Source organism: Xanthobacter versatilis (assembly GCF_043193975.1).
GTDB lineage: Bacteria > Pseudomonadota > Alphaproteobacteria > Rhizobiales > Xanthobacteraceae > Xanthobacter > Xanthobacter autotrophicus_E.
On record NZ_JBAFVB010000005.1, the window covers coordinates 117,509 to 132,592 of the forward strand.

13 protein-coding genes are annotated in these 15,084 nt (G+C 68.7%); 5 read left to right on the forward strand and 8 right to left on the reverse strand.

The annotated features are described in order from the left end of the window. Positions 1–36 precede the first annotated feature (36 nt). Both V5F66_RS11880 and V5F66_RS11885 read right to left on the reverse strand, forming a co-directional pair. Positions 37–786 (reverse strand): acetoacetate decarboxylase, encoded by a 750-nt coding sequence (locus V5F66_RS11880; RefSeq protein ID WP_393999396.1) that lies wholly within the window; start codon positions 784–786, stop codon positions 37–39. A 275-nt stretch (positions 787–1,061) separates the two neighbouring features. Then, positions 1,062–2,051, reverse strand: a complete 990-nt coding sequence (locus tag V5F66_RS11885) for a WD40 repeat domain-containing protein (RefSeq protein WP_394052271.1) — start codon at positions 2,049–2,051, stop codon at positions 1,062–1,064. Between the two features lie 193 nt (positions 2,052–2,244). Between V5F66_RS11885 and V5F66_RS11890 the strand changes: the two genes are divergently transcribed. Both V5F66_RS11890 and hrpB read left to right on the forward strand, forming a co-directional pair. Beyond that, a complete protein-coding gene (locus V5F66_RS11890; protein ID WP_394093923.1) occupies positions 2,245–3,171 on the forward strand; it encodes a cation diffusion facilitator family transporter in 927 nt (308 codons plus the stop codon). Between the two features lie 72 nt (positions 3,172–3,243). Further along, entirely contained in the window at positions 3,244–5,724 is a 2,481-nt protein-coding gene (gene hrpB, locus V5F66_RS11895; protein ID WP_394093924.1) for an ATP-dependent helicase HrpB, read from the forward strand. Between the two features lie 25 nt (positions 5,725–5,749). Here the strand turns inward: hrpB and V5F66_RS11900 are convergent, their stop codons facing one another. Next, positions 5,750–6,148, reverse strand: a complete 399-nt coding sequence (locus V5F66_RS11900) for an acyl-CoA thioesterase (protein ID WP_012114153.1) — start codon at positions 6,146–6,148, stop codon at positions 5,750–5,752. A gap of 346 nt (positions 6,149–6,494) precedes the next feature. Between V5F66_RS11900 and V5F66_RS11905 the strand changes: the two genes are divergently transcribed. Both V5F66_RS11905 and hemA read left to right on the forward strand, forming a co-directional pair. After that, on the forward strand, positions 6,495–7,610 hold the full coding sequence (locus V5F66_RS11905; RefSeq protein ID WP_394093925.1) for a linear amide C-N hydrolase: 1,116 nt from the start codon (positions 6,495–6,497) through the stop codon (positions 7,608–7,610). A 259-nt stretch (positions 7,611–7,869) separates the two neighbouring features. Beyond that, entirely contained in the window at positions 7,870–9,162 is a 1,293-nt protein-coding gene (hemA, locus tag V5F66_RS11910; RefSeq protein ID WP_012114151.1) for a 5-aminolevulinate synthase, read from the forward strand. A 193-nt stretch (positions 9,163–9,355) separates the two neighbouring features. Here hemA and V5F66_RS11915 read toward each other — a convergent pair whose 3' ends face one another. The 5 genes from V5F66_RS11915 to V5F66_RS11935 form a co-directional block, all read right to left on the reverse strand. Next, on the reverse strand, positions 9,356–9,556 hold the full coding sequence (locus tag V5F66_RS11915) for a KTSC domain-containing protein (protein ID WP_041575401.1): 201 nt from the start codon (positions 9,554–9,556) through the stop codon (positions 9,356–9,358). 119 nt (positions 9,557–9,675) lie between these two features. Continuing rightward, positions 9,676–10,290 carry a HupE/UreJ family protein gene (locus tag V5F66_RS11920; protein WP_012114149.1) on the reverse strand — a complete coding sequence of 205 codons (615 nt, stop codon included), beginning with the start codon at positions 10,288–10,290 and terminating at the stop codon, positions 9,676–9,678. Beyond that, positions 10,287–10,898: a HupE/UreJ family protein gene (locus tag V5F66_RS11925; RefSeq protein ID WP_394007173.1), complete on the reverse strand. Its 612-nt coding sequence runs from the start codon at positions 10,896–10,898 to the stop codon at positions 10,287–10,289. The genes V5F66_RS11920 and V5F66_RS11925 overlap by 4 nt, the downstream gene beginning before the upstream one ends. A 43-nt stretch (positions 10,899–10,941) precedes the next feature. After that, the gene (locus tag V5F66_RS11930; RefSeq protein ID WP_394093926.1) at positions 10,942–11,940 is read right to left on the reverse strand and encodes a HupE/UreJ family protein; all 999 of its coding nucleotides are present in this window, start codon (positions 11,938–11,940) and stop codon (positions 10,942–10,944) included. Beyond that, positions 11,937–12,767 (reverse strand): peptidyl-prolyl cis-trans isomerase, encoded by an 831-nt coding sequence (locus V5F66_RS11935; RefSeq protein ID WP_393999387.1) that lies wholly within the window; start codon positions 12,765–12,767, stop codon positions 11,937–11,939. The genes V5F66_RS11930 and V5F66_RS11935 overlap by 4 nt, the downstream gene beginning before the upstream one ends. A 331-nt stretch (positions 12,768–13,098) precedes the next feature. Between V5F66_RS11935 and V5F66_RS11940 the strand changes: the two genes are divergently transcribed. Then, positions 13,099–15,006 (forward strand): putative signal peptide, encoded by a 1,908-nt coding sequence (locus tag V5F66_RS11940; RefSeq protein WP_012114145.1) that lies wholly within the window; start codon positions 13,099–13,101, stop codon positions 15,004–15,006. Positions 15,007–15,084: the final 78 nt, after the last annotated feature.

The window sequence follows — 15,084 nt, forward strand, 5'->3', positions numbered from 1 at the left end:
CGAGCCGGCCTCCGCCCGCGCGGACGCCCGGAAGCGTCAGCCCTCGCCGTCCTTGAGATAGTCGTAGATCACCTCGCCCATGCCGAGGGTCAGGTCCGCCTTGATGTGCAGGGCGGAGATCACCTCCAGCACCGGCAGCTGCGAGACGTTGCACAGGGCGTGGGGGAACAGGCCGAGCGCGCCCGGGCCGGTCCAGGCTTCCTTCAGGTTCACGTCTTCCAGATAGTAGCGCACCAGCTCGCAGATGCGCGGCTTGGCGTCCACGTCGGGGATGATCTTGAGCAGGAAGCTCGGAGTCAGGAGCGAGGCGAGCACCTTCTCCTTGTCCACGGCCACATGCTTGTAGCCCATGGTCGCGGAGGCGCACAGCACGCTGCCGTAGTGCAGCGACCCCACCAGCGTGTCCTTCTCCACCACCAGCTTGGGATTGGCGAACTTCTTGGGAAAGCCCCACAGCTCGCGGCCGCCGGCGATGGGGGATTCGTCGTCGAGGTACATGGAGTGGACATAGCCGCCCTCCACGCCCTCGAACTTCACCGGGATGACCTGTCCGGTCTCGGTATAGTCGCCGAAGCCGGTGGAATCCGGCATGCGGATGAATTCGTACTTCACGATCGGCTCGACGATCTCGAGCGGCTCCGGCACCACCTTTTCGAGCGCGGCGCGATCGGTGCGGTAGGTGATGATCATGAATTCACGATCGATGAACCGGTAGGGGCCCGGCGGGTAGGAGGGGTTCACGAGAGGCATCGAATAGGCGGTGCGGCGAACGTCGGCGATCTTCATCGGCGTTTCTCTCGTGCTCCGTGGCCCGCTTCGCAGTCGCGAACGGATGGTGGCACGTTAGTGCGCACGCGGGCGCGTGAAAAGCGGTTCCATCAGCAGTTGCGCGCAAATCTCCCAACGACTTGCGGCAGGATGGGCGACCAGCCCCGCGCCCGCTTACCGCTCCGCGGTGACAGAGCTACGACGAGATCCGGGCGCGCCGCGCTGGAAGGGGTCAAGCTGCAAGCACGACCACCCTGCGGCCTCAAAAGAGCTCCCGCTCCGGCCCTGCGGATTCAGAAAGCCAGCAGGCCGCCCTTGCCGCCCTGCGTGCCGAAGGCCACCGCCCCGCCGGAGGGATGCCAGGCCATGGCGCTCACCGCATCGGAATCCGGGGCGCGCAGCAGGATCTCGGCGGCGTCGGTGATGCGCACCATCATCACCATGCCGTCCTCGTAGCCGATGCCGACCACCGGATCCTTGGGATGGGGCGCCACTACGGTGACGCGGGTGGTGGGGGACGGGGCGAGCATGGACGGCTCCTTGCCCATGGGGCCGTCCTTGGCCTGGAACGGCCACAGGATGGCCTCTCCCGAGCCGGAGGTGGCGAGCCACTTGCCGTCCGCCGTGAAGGCGAACGACTTCACCCGCGAGGGATAGCCGGTCATGCGCATGTGCGCGCCGTCCACCACCCGCCAGCCGTGGAGCGCCGGCTCCTGCATGGTGGTGACCAGGAAGCGGCCATCCGGCGAGAAGACAACGCCGAGGTGGGAACCCTTCCAACCGAACAGCTCCGGCTTAGCGGCGGCATTGGGGAACCACAGGGTGACGCCGCCATAATGGGCCACAGCGAGGCGCAGGCCCTTGGGGGCGAAGGCGAGGCCGCCCACGGTGGAGGGCACCTCGAGGCTTTTCGGCTCGCCCTTCGCCGGCAGCACATGGGCGGTCTTGCCGGCGGACCAGGCGACGACGCCGTCCGGCCCCAGCGCCACCCGGTCGATCCAGCGGCCCTTCTGGCCGGCGAGGACGCGGGTGGAGCCGTCCGAACGGGTCTCCATCACCTGCCCGTCGTCACCGCCGGTGACGAGGCGCTTGCCGTCGGAGGCGGCGTCGAGCACAGCGCCGTCGTGGATCTTGACCGCCTTGGGTTCGGCTCCCACCAGATGCACCACGCCCTCCGTGCCAACGAAGGCCACCGCCGCATCGAGAAAGGCGAGGGCGAAGATCCCGGTATCGAAGGCGAGGGGCTGGACCTTGCTGGTGAGGCTGGACGGGGCGGTGGACATGAAGGCGGCGTTCCCGGTTACGGCATCGACGCGCCTCATAAGGCACCGAACGTGCCCGACCGCAAGGCTGGATGCAGGCGCCGGAGAGGCCGGCCGCGTTTGCCCTACGGCTCTTTGCCGCGCCGGTTCCATGACCTATACCCGACCCACGACACCCCGCGAGAGCATGCGCCAGCGGTTTCAGGGATCATCCATGCAGACGGAACAGGGCGTCCTTCGCGCCTCGATCATGGTCACGTTGCTGATCTCGGCGTTCGGCATCACCTTCGGCATCCTGTCCGGCTCCTTCTCCATCGCGTTCGACGGAATCTATGCCCTGGTGGATGCCAGCATGAGCGTGCTGGCGCTGATCGTGGCCAACCTCATCGCCTCCTACACGTCGAGCCGGGCCGCCGCCGGGCCGCTGAGGGCGCGATTCTCCACCGGCTTCTGGCACCTGGAGCCCATCGTGCTGGGGCTGAACGGGGTGCTGCTGGTGGCGGTGTCCGTCTACGCCCTGGTCAATGCCATCGGCAGCCTGCTCATGGGCGGGCATGCGCTCGAATTCGACTTCGCCATCGTCTATGCGGTGGTCACGCTGATCGCCTGCACGGTGATGGCGGTGCTGGAGACCAAGGCCAACCGCACCATCCGGTCGGACTTCGTGGGCCTCGACGCCAAGGCGTGGATGATGTCGGGGGGCATCACCGCGGCCCTGCTGGTGGCCTTCTGCGGCGGCTACCTGGTGCAGGGCACCACCCTCGAATGGATCTCGCCCTATATCGATCCCGCCGTGCTCGCTCTGGTGTGCGCGGTGATCATTCCCCTTCCGGTGTCCAACATCCGGCAGGCGCTCACCGACATTCTCCTGGTCGCACCGGACGACCTGACCACCCATGTGCACGACGTGGCGAAGGGCGTGCTGAAGGACTACGGCTTCCTGTCCTACCGGGCCTATATCGCCAAGGTGGGGCGCGCAAAGCAGGTGGAGCTGTACTTCATCGTGCCCACCGGCCTGCCGCCGCGCCGGGTGGAGGAATGGGACGCCATCCGCGACCGCATCGGCGATGCCATCGGCCATGAGAGCCCGGACCGCTGGCTCACCATCGCCTTCACCGCCGACCCGGCCTGGGCGGACTGAGGCGCGCGCGCCCTCCTCGCGCACCTGGGCAATTCCCTTTTGCTGAAAACGCTCTATGAGCGGGCGAAAGCCATGTTCGACACGCCCCTGCCCATCGACGCCGTTCTCGGCGACCTCACAGCGACCCTCGCCACCGCCACCTGCGCGGTGCTGGTGGCACCGCCGGGCGCGGGCAAGACCACGCGGGTGCCCCTCGCGCTGCTGGATGCGCCGTGGGTAAAGGGCGGGCGCATCCTGGTGCTGGAGCCGCGCCGCCTCGCCGCCCGCGCCGCCGCCCGCCGCATGGCCCAGAGTCTGGGCGAGCGGGTGGGGGACCAGGTGGGCTACCGCACCCGCCTCTCCTCGGAGGTGTCAGGCCGCACGCGCATCGAGGTGATCACCGAAGGCATCTTCACCCGCATGGTGCTGGAGGACCCCGAGCTTTCCGGCGTTGCCGCCGTGCTGTTCGACGAGTTCCACGAGCGCAGCCTCGATGCCGACCTCGGCCTCGCCCTGGCCCTCGACGCCCAGCGCGGCCTGCGCGAGGACCTGCGGCTCGTCGCCATGTCGGCGACGCTGGATGGTGCCCGCGTCGCCGCCCTCATGGGCAGTACGGGTGCCCCCGCGCCGGTGATCGAGAGCGAGGGCCGGGCCTTTCCGGTGGAGACCTCCTATCTCGGTCGCGACCCGCGCAGCCCCCTTGAGCCGCAGATGGCAGAGGCCATCCGCCGCGCGCTCGCCCGCGAGAGCGGCTCCATCCTCGCCTTCCTGCCCGGCGCCGCGGAGATCCGGCGCACCGAGACCCTTTTGCTGGAGCAGGTGCGCGACCCCTCCGTGGATGTGGTGGCCCTGTTCGGGGCGCTGGAGGCCGCCGAGCAGGACCGCGCCGTGCTGCCGGCACCCAAGGGCCGGCGCAAGGTGGTGCTCGCCACTTCCATCGCCGAGACCTCGCTCACCATCGAGGGGGTACGGGTGGTGGTGGATTGCGGCCTTGCCCGGGTGCCGCGCTTCGAGCCCGACGTGGGGCTGACGCGGCTCGAAACCGTGCGGGTCTCCCGTGCCGCCGCCGACCAGCGGCGCGGCCGCGCCGGGCGCACCGAGCCGGGCGTGTGCTATCGGCTGTGGGGGGAAGGCGAGACGGGAAGCCTTGCCGCCTTCGCCACGCCGGAAATCCTCGCCGCAGATCTCACCGGGCTGGTGCTGGACCTCGCCCGCGTCGGCGTGCGCGAGCCCGCCTCCCTGCCCTTCCTCGATCCGCCGCCCGTCCCGGCGGTGAACGAGGCCAAGGCGCTGCTGCGCCTGCTCGGCGCCCTTGATGCCGACGACACGGTGACGGCCCTCGGCCGGCGCATGGCGCGCCTGCCCTTGCCGCCGCGCCTCGCCCATCTGGTGGTGGTGGGCGCCGACCGGGGCGTGGCGCGGGAGGCGGCGGAGATTGCCGCTTTGCTCACCGAGCGCGGGCTGGGCGGCGATGGCGTCGACCTCCTCCACCGCCTCGACGGCTTCCGTCGCGACCGCTCCCGCCGGGCCGAGGACGCCCGCCGTCTCGCCACCCGCTGGGCCGAGATGGCGCAGCGGGACGGTGGAAGGACCGATGGCCCGCGCCCGTCGCCGGCGGCGCTCCTCGCCTTCGCCTTTCCGGACCGGGTGGCGAAGGCGCGGGGTGATGGCACCCGCTTCCTCCTCGCCAATGGCCGGGGCGCGGTGATGGACCCGGCGACTGCCCTCGCGCGGGCACCCTTCCTCGCCGTGGCGGAGGTGGGCGGACGGGCCGAAGCCGCGCGCATCTCGCTGGCCGCCGCTTTGTCGCCGGACGAGGTGGAGACCCAGTTCGCCGGCGACATCACCGCCGGGACTGAGATCGCCTTCGATGCGGAGGCCGCCGCCGTAAGGGCGCGGGAGGTGCGGCGGCTGCGGGCCATCGTGCTGGCCGCCCGGCCGCGTCCGGTGCCGGCCAACGAGGGCACGGCGCGGGTGCTGGCCGAGGGCATCGCTTCGCTTGGCCTCCACCGCCTGCCGCTGAGTGCCGCCACCGCGCAATGGCGCGAGCGCGTCGCCTTCCTGCGCGCGGCCGAGGGCGAGGAGTGGCCGGACCTCTCCGACATAACCCTTGCCGCTACCGCCGCCGACTGGCTGGCCCCCTTCCTCACCGGCAAGACCGCGCTGGCCGAGATTTCACCGGGCGATGTGGGCAACGCCTTCCATGCGCTCCTGCCCTATGCGCTTGCGGCGCGTCTGGAGGCCGAGGCGCCCACCCATTTTGTCGCCCCCACCGGCTCCCGCCTGCCCATCGACTATGGCGCGGAGGGCGGGCCGCAGGTGAGCGTGCGGGTGCAGGAATTGTTCGGCCTCACCCAGCATCCGGCCATCGCCGGCGGCCGGGTGCCGCTGACGCTGGCCCTGCTCTCCCCCGCCCACCGGCCGATCCAGGTGACGAAGGACCTGCCGCAATTCTGGCGCGGCTCGTGGCGCGACGTGCGCGCCGACATGCGCGGGCGCTATCCCAAGCATCCCTGGCCCGAGGACCCCGCCGAGGCGCCCCCCACCACCCGCGCCAAGCCAAGGGGAACGTAGGAGCGGGGAGGCTGGGCAGCGCCTGTCAGCCCTCGTCCTGCGGGATGGGGCGGGGGCGGCCCTCCTCGTCGATGGCGACGAAGGTGAAGACGGCTTCCGTCACCTTGGTGGTCTGCTCGCTGGCGCGGGCGCGACGCCAGGCCTCCACCTCGATGCGCATGGAGGTGCGGCCCAGCTTGGCGACGCGGGCGAACAGGCTCACCTCGTCGCCCACCGCCACCGGCGACAGGAAGCTCATGGCCTCCACCGCCACCGTGGCCGCGCGCCCGCGCGAGCGCCGCGCCGCCACGTTGCCAGCGGCAAGGTCCATCTGCGACATCAGCCAGCCGCCGAAAATATCGCCGTTGGGATTGGTGTCCGCCGGCATGGCGATGGTCCGGATCACCGGGACCTCGTCCGGCATATGGGCCTCTTTATCGAGCATCGTCTCTCCAGGCGCCTGAGGCGCGTTGCGAATGTCGTGCGCCGGCGGCGCGGTTCCCTATTGCGTGCGGCCAAGCTGGCTACGACTTTTGTCCATAGCAAAAATCTGACCGGCTTCCGCGAAATTTGATCCATCTCAGAGAATCCAGCCGGGGGTAGTGGTTATCTCCCTCTTGTCCATGTCTTTTCGGGGCAGACAGGGCATGGATGACCGGCTCCGCCTTGCTGTGTGGGCGGAGCCGGTATCTCTTTCAGCCGTCTATCCGGCGGTCGATGCGGTGCTGCCGGAGCCTCAGGCTCCGGCAGCACGCTCAAAAAATAATCCGGCCGCCCAACCGGAGACGGTCATGCCGCTTACGCGCGCTCCCCTCACATTCAAGTCCATCCGCACCGCCGCGCTCGCCGCCGCCGCACTCTATGTCGCAGGCCTTGGCGCCGGGGTCGCGCAAGCCTGCACCCGCGCGGTCTATCTGGGCTCCGATGGCGTGGTCATCACCGGCCGGTCCATGGACTGGGCGGAAGACATGCGCACCAATCTCTGGGCGTTCCCGGCGGGCATGGCACGCAGCGGCGCAGCGGGCGCCAACACCCCGAAATGGGTGGCCAAATACGGCAGCCTCATCGCCTCCGGCTATGACGTGGGCACGGCAGACGGCATGAACGAGAAAGGCCTCGTCGCCAACCTGCTCTATCTGGCCGAATCCGAATATGCCAAGCCCGATGGCCGCCCCGCCCTCTCCATCAGCCTGTGGGCGCAATATGTGCTCGACAATTTCGCCACCGTGAGCGAGGCGGTGACGGCGCTGTCCGCCGAGCCGTTCGTGGTGGTGACGGCGAACCTGCCCAATGGCGCGGGCGCACAGTTGCACCTCGCCATCTCCGATCCCTCCGGCGACAGCGCCATCTTCGAATATCTGGGCGGCAAGCTGGTGGTCCACCATGGCCGCCAATACCAGGTGATGACCAATTCGCCGTCGTTCGACCAGCAGCTGGCGCTGAACAGCTACTGGCAGCAGATCGGCGGCACGGTGTTCCTGCCCGGCACCAACCGGGCGGCCGACCGCTTCGCCCGCGCCAGCTTCTTCATCAAGGCCATTCCGACGCAGGCCGCCCCGGCCATCCTCACCGCCGTGCCGGAGGGCACCTATGCCAACCAGGCGGTGGCCAGCGTCGCCAGCGTGATGCGCTCGGTGAGCGTGCCGCTGGGCCTCACCACGCCCGGCGAGCCGAACATCGCCTCCACCCTGTGGCGAACGGTGAGCGACCAGAAGGACCACGTCTATTTCTTCGATTCCGCCACCAGCCCCAACAGCTTCTGGGTGCCCCTCGACAGTCTCGACCTCAAGGCCGGGGCGCCGGTGAAGAAGCTGACGCTGACCGGCGGCAAGGTCTATTCGGGCAATGCGGCTGGGCACTTCGAGCCGGCCCAGCCCTTCGCCTTCCTGCCCGTGGACGTGAAGTAGCACGCCCCGGCTGCATCGGCGGGACCGGACAGCGCGGGGCGGCCAAGGGCTGCCGCGCGTTGTCCCGGGCTGCCCCGTCCAAGATGCTGCAATGCGGTAATCTTTTGCTCCGCACACCGCCTTGCGCCGGATCGCCGCGCGTCCTGCTCGCCTCTTGATTGGTATCAATACAAGGAGCAAGGTGCCGCGATAACCTTATAACAATGAGGAACGGCTCCTCGGAGCCGCACCCAGTCGCTCAGTCGCCGCAGGGTTCGGAATGAACTACGACAGCTTTTTTGCCGACGCCATCGACGCCCTGCGCAAGGAGCGCCGCTATCGGACCTTCGCCGAGATCGAGCGTGACGCGCGCCACTTCCCGCGCGCCGTCTGGCATTCGCCCGGTGGCCCGCGCGACATCGTGGTGTGGTGCTCCAACGACTATCTGGGCATGGGCAGCCATCCCGACGTGGTCGCCGCCATGTGCGATGCGGCGAAAGCGCGCGGCGCCGGCGCCGGCGGTACCCGCAACATCTCGGGCAACAGCCACGAGATCGTGATGCTGGAGCGCGAGCTGGCCGACCTGCACGGCAAGGAATCCGGCCTCGTCTTCACCTCCGGCTACATTTCCAATGCCACCGGCATCTCCACCATCGTCAAGCTGATCCCCGACTGCGTGGTGATCTCCGACGAGCTCAACCACAATTCCATGATCGAGGGCGTGCGCCACGGCGGGCGGCAGAAGGCCATCTTCCGCCACAACGACCTTGAGCACCTGGAAGAGCTGCTCAAGGCCGCCGGCGACCGGCCCAAGCTGGTGGTGTTCGAGAGCGTCTATTCCATGGACGGCGACATCGCCCCCATCGGCGCCATCTGCGAGCTGGCCGAGCGCTACGGCGCCATGACCTATCTCGATGAAGTCCACGCCGTGGGCATGTATGGCGAGCGCGGCGGCGGCGTGGCCGAGCGCGACGGCGTCATGCACAAGGTGGACGTGATCGAGGGCACGCTGGGCAAGGCCTTTGGCGTGGTCGGCGGCTACATTACCGGCAAGCGCCTGATCATCGACGCGGTGCGCTCCTATGCGCCGGGCTTCATCTTCACCACCGCGCTGCCCCCGGCGGTCGCGGCGGCGGCTGCCGCCTCGGTGCGGCACCTGAAGAATTCGCAGGCGGAACGCGACGGCCAGCGCGCCCAGGTGGCCAAGGTCAAGCGCGCCCTCGCCGCCGCCGGCCTGCCGCAGATGGACACCCCCACCCACATCGTCCCGGTGATGGTGGGCGACGCCAAGGCCTGCAAGATGGCGAGCGACCTGCTGCTCGCCGAGTACGGCATCTATATCCAACCCATCAACTATCCCACCGTGCCCCGCGGCACCGAGCGGCTGCGCATCACCCCCACCCCGTTCCACGACGACGCGCTGATCGCCCATCTGGCCAAGGCGCTCACCGATGTGTGGGAGCGGCTGGAGCTGCCCTACGCCGACCGGGTGGCCGAACGCACCTCCGCCGCCTCGTCCCGCCGTACGGCGCTCGGCCCCGCGCCCATCCCACTGCCGGTGGCCGGCGGCTGATACGACTGGTCTTTCACACATGAAAAAGCCCCGGCCGGTCCGGGGCTTTTTCAGTTTCAGGGCCGAGGATTAGGGGGATCAGGGCCTGCCTTGCAGCGGTGTCGCGCGAAGTGGAAACAGGTTCGCGGGGAAAATGCACGTTAAAACAATATATTAGAGTGACGACCGTGAGCTGGTCCGCGCGGGAAATGCCCTAGCGGGCGGTGTACTGGTCCAGGATGTAGGTCTTGAAAAAGCTGCGCTTCGACCCGGCCCGGCACAGGCCCTCATACACGAACAGGGGCACGCGATCGTAATCGTACGGCCCGCCGCCATCGGTGAACCAGATCGACAGGACCCGCGTCTTCGGGTTGTATTCGGCCCGCGATATGGCCGAAGAATTGAAATGCGGCAATTCGCCTTTCCCCTCTGCAACCGCGATTCGGCATTGGGGATCAAGCTTAGCCGAGCTTCCATCCATTTCAACGTGGCCGGCTGACGGCACGCACCCGAGGCCAGCGGGCGCGCCCGCCCTCACCCCGCGACGGGGCGCACCAGATTGAGGCCGAGCACCATGATGCCCACCGCCGCCACCCAGCTGCCGCCAGCCCGGAGCGCGATAGGCCGCCACGCCGCGCCGTGCAGGAAGGCGATGGCGCTCCCGGTGGCGAGCGTGATCACCCCATAGCCGATGGCGGTCATGCCGGAGAGGAACAGCACCCGGTCGGTGGTCGCCACCATGGCTGCGCCGTTCTGCGCGCCGTGCAACAGGCCCATCACCACCGCGATTGCGAGCAGCACGCCCAGCGGCAGGCGCGCCGCAGCCGCCACGGCAAGGCCCGTGACCGCCACCAGCGCGAGCCCGAGGAACGGCGCGAAGGCCGGCAGCGGGACATAAAGCGAAGCCACCCCGCCGACGGCAAGGGCCAGCGGAAACACCAGGATGATCCAGCGCGCCCGCTGCGCCCCCTGGAAGGCGGCGAGCACCGCCAAGGCCATCCAGGGCAGCACCTGCTGCAGGTCGGTGAGCGGATGAAGCGCGCCGCTGTAGAAATCGCCGAGCCGCGTATCCACCAGATGGGCGTGGGCCGCGGTGGGCGCGAGAGCGAGCGCTGCTGCCGCGGCGAGAAGGCGAAGCCAGCGTTTCATTCGATGACACCCACGGCGGCGAGCAGGAAATAGACTCCGACGCAGCCGATGGCGGCGCCACAGGCGCGCACCACCCTGGCGCCGGCTTCCCAGCCCACCAGCACGCCGATGAGAATGCCCGACAGGTGGAGCAGGCCGGTGGCCCCGACGAAGCCCACCGCATAGGCCACCGCGTCCGCCGCCTCGGGCAGCTCGCGGCCATGGGCATAGCCATGGAAGATGGCGAACACCCCCACCATGACGGCGGCCACCCACAAAGGCGGGCGGGCGCTGAGCGCCACCATCAGGCCCAGGGCGATCCCCGACACAGCGATCACCGGCTCCACCGCCGGCAGCGGGACGCCGAGCACCCCGAGCAGGCCGCCCACGGCCATCACCAATGGGAAGGTCACCGGCAGCACCCAGATGGCGGGATTGCCGAGCTGCGCGCCCCACAGGCCCACCGCTACCATGGCCACCAGATGGTCGGCGCCGGAGAGGGGGTGCATGAAGCCGCTCAGGAGGCCGAGTGAGACGCCGGTCCCGGTGTGGGCGAAAGCGGGCGCCAGCGGGATGGCGGCGAACAGGAACGCCACCAGCGCGGTGGCGTTCGGAACGAGGCGTTTCATCTGCTCTTTCCTCTCAGAGGCGTGGTGTCGGCTGGCACCGAAATCAGATCCGCAGCAGGAACCAGTAGGAGGCCACCGAGCCGATCACATAGGCCGGGATGGCGGCGCCCCAGCGCGGCAGCAGCGCCTGCGCCTGCCGGTGGGCCCACAACAGCGCCAGCACCACCGCCACGAAGGAGAGCTGGCCGATTTCCACGCCGACGTTGAAGAACAGGAGCGCGATGGGCAGCGTCGCCTGCGGAATGCCCAGCGCCGTGAGCGCGGTGGCAAATCCCAGCCCGTGCAACAGCCCGAAGGCGAACGCGACGGTCCAGGGATAGCGCGCCGTCAGGCCCACCTCCCCGCGCTGCAGCTTCACGATCTCCACGCCCACGAACACGATGGAGAGGGCGATGGCGGCATTGAGTGGGCGTTCCGGCACGCCCACCAGGCCGAAGGTGGCGGCGGCGAGCGAGAGCGAGTGGCCCACCGTGAAGGCGGTGATGGTTTTCACCAGCTTCCAGCCGCCCTTCACCAGCCAGATCAGGCCGAGCACGAACAACAGGTGGTCGATGCCGCGCAGGATGTGGTCGATGCCGAGATTGACATAGGTCTCGGCCAGGTCCCGCCACACGGCAAGGTCGGTGCCCGGATCGCGGGCGGCCATCACGGTGGGCTTGGCGGCGCTCACCGTATAGACCTCCATGGGTCCCTCGTGGGGGATGACCCGGATGGTGGCGACCGACTGCTTGCTGCCGAGGCCCATGAAGCTCAGCTGGCCGGTCAGGCCACGGGCGCCGCACACCAGCTCCGGCGGCTCCCAGGTGCAGTGGGGCGGGAAGATCGGCTGCAGCGTCATATCCACCGGCGGCATGGTCCACTGGCCGATGAAGCGGCCCGGCGCAATCTCACGCAAGGTGATCACCGCCATGGTGGCCTCGTGCGCCCGCGACGCCGCGGCCGGCACCAGCAGCGCGAGCGCGAGGCACAGCAGCGCGGCGGCCAGGCTGCCCAGCACCGCGAAGGGGCGACGCCGGACACCGGAATTGCCTGTTCCGCTCATGGGTTGCCGCCCGCCGGTGCGTCGTCGCGCCGGATCACATAGGCCTTGCCGAGGTCGCGGGTGGCGGCGATGGCGAGCACGCGCCGGCGCTCGTCCTTCCACGCCTGTGCCACCTGGGAGCTGACCTCGTCCAGCTCCACCCGGCGGCCGGGCACGAAACTGTCGAGGCGCACCACGTACCAGCCCGCGTCCGAGGACAGCACCCGCCACTCCCCCGAGGGGCCGGCGACGATCTGGTCCACGAACGCCTTGCCGAAGGAAGGCTCCAGTGTCTGCCGCGGCCGCTGACCGAAGATGAGGGCGCGCAGCTGCACGTCCTCGGGCTCGGTGCCGGCGCGGATCTCGTCCAGAACGGCGCGGCTCTGGGCTTCCGCGTCGGCGCCGGTGAAGGGCACCGCGATGAAGCTGACAAGGTCGGGAATGTCGTAGGCAGCGCGGCGCTTCTCATACCACGCGCTCAGCTCGGCGCGGGTCGGCTCGTTCACGTCGACGCCGTTGAAGATGAGCAGGCGCATCTTGTGGGTGATGCGGTCGCGGATCATCTCGTCGCCCTTGTCGAGGCCCTGCGCCAGCGCCTCACGGAAGGTGATCTCGTTCAGCAGCCACAGGTCGATCAGCTTGGCGAGCTCGTCGGCGCCCGGCTCGCGCCCCTCGTGGGAGGCCTTGAAGGCATCCACGATGGACTGGCGCACCGCGGGCGTCACTTCGATGAGCCGCTCCTTGCTGACCGAGGGCGTGGTGGCGGCATGCACCGCGAAGATCACCGCGCCCAGCACCATGAACTGCACCAGCGGCTCACGCACGAGGCGCCGGAGAAAGCCAGGCACGCCCCAAACGCGCTTCTTCGCATCGGCCGCTCGTGCGTCCGGCTCCAAACCCGATGACGTCAAATCCCGTCCCCCGCACCGACCCTGCACGGATGCCAGCAAGCGCTCGATGGCTCGCGTTCCGGCTGCGACTTCCTGTTGAGGCGCATGACCTACCGAACGGGTGGTGTCGCGTTGATGACAGCGCGGCGTGTTTTCCCGCGGATGCGACAATCCAGTTATTCGGCTCACCTTTCCCCGCGTCATCAAAGCTTCAGCAGGCAGTCACAGAACACCGATAGTAGAGCGCCAGCGGATTCTGGACGTCCGTTTCATTCAAAGGGGTTGGAGAATGAAAAGCGCGGTGCTGGCGCATCAACTGATTGCGGGGGCCTCGGTCCTCGCCGTGGCCGGTGGGATGGCGCTGCCGTCTACCCCGGCGTTCGCCGACAGCTACATGGCCGGCGACTTCCATAACCACACGCCATGCTCGGACGGCCGCTCGTCGGTCGAGACCATGGTGAAGAAGGCGGTTCAGAGCTACGGCCTGGAATGGCTCGGCGCTGCCGACCACGGCGGCTCGAGCCCGCGCGACTGCCGCATCGACGATCCCGAGGGTGACGGCTCCACCACCGGCACCGGCAAGTTCTGGGACGTGGCGCCGGTGACCCAGGTCAAGGGCGACGTGGCCATGTCGCAGGGCCATCGCTCCATGTGGCGCTGGCAGAGCGCCGAGGAGATCATCTATCCCGAGCTCGCGCGCCTCGCGAAGGAGCTCAACCGGCCCATGCTCTATGCCGGCATCGAAACCAACGTGCCCGGCCACGAGCACACCTCGATGACCGTGATCGGCAACCAGAAGCCGCAGAATTTCGGTGGCGACACCGGCGACGCCACCGGCGTGGCCGAGTTCGAATACCGCTTCGACCGCTCGGACACCGATTTCTCCAAGGGCGCTCCGAACCACACCTGGGAAGGCAAGGTGGCGAACGCCTCCGGCTCCGGCTCGGGCACGGCGAACCACAAGAACAAGGCGGTTCCCTCCGTCCAGTGGCTGCAGAAATACTATCCCCTCGACAGCTACTACGTGCCTGCCCACGTTGAGCGCGCCGGCGTGTTCAACCCGAACGGCAACAACGGCTTCAACGTCGAGCACTTCCGCGACTTCAACAATGCGGGCCCGACCGTCGCCGTCGGCTTCGAGAGCCAGCCGGGCCACCAGGCCGCCAACAATCGCGGCGAATACCGCGCCGGCTTCTGCGGCACAGGCTGCGATTCGGTGGGCGTGACCACCTTCGGCGGCACCGGCATCTACGCCGCCAAGATCGGCGGCCTGTGGGACGCCATGCTGGGAGAAGGCCGCAACTGGTTCTTCTATGCCAGCTCCGACTGGCACAACCGCGGCTCCTTCAGCATCTATGAAGCCGCCTCGACCCAGGATTTCTATCCCGGCGAATACCAGAAGCTGTACCTGCCGCGCCCTGCGGCCGGCACCACCCTGCGCCCGAACGTGATCGTCGACGGCGTGCGCTCCGGCAATTCCTACTCGGTGCAGGGCGACCTGATCACCGGCGAGCTGACCTACAAGGCCGAGGTCATCGGCTATGCGGCCGCCGGCACCGCCAAGATGGGCCAGACGCTGGTGGTTCCGCGTGGCCGTTCGGTCAAGCTCACCCTCGAGGTGAACCTGCCCACCACCAAGAACAACTCGCCCTACAGCTTCAACAACCCCTCGCTCGCCCAGATCGGCATTCAGGAGCCCCTGAACCGGCCGACCCTGCGCCAGGTGCAGTTCATCAAGGGCAACGTCACCGGCGTCGTCGCCGCCGACAGCGCCAACTACACCAACGCCACCAACCCCACCGCCAGCATCTACGCCTCCTTCGGCCCGAACAACTGGACCGTGAACGGCCAGAAGCGGACCATGGTGGTGACGATCTCGAACGTGCAGAACAACATGTATGTCCGGACCCTCGGCAGCAACCTGCCGCCGTCCACCCCGGCCGAGACCGACGCCAAGGGCAACCCCCTGAACGACTGGGATCCGCTGAACGCCGACCAGGGCCCGTTCGTGCCCTGCACCGACGCCGCCTGCCCCTCGCACATGGTGGTGCGCGACGGCGTGAAGCTCTCCAGCTACGACGTGGCCGGCTGGGCGGACCTGTGGTTCCACACCAACCCCATCTTCATCCGCGTCGCCGACCAGCCCAAGCTGCTGGTGGAGACCAACGGCGCCATGGCCGTCGCGCTGAAGAAGTGAGGTTGAACCGGCGCGCTTCGGCCCGCCGGTCCGGACCCGATCTTGGGACCGCGTAACGCCGGGGGCCTTCACGGCCCC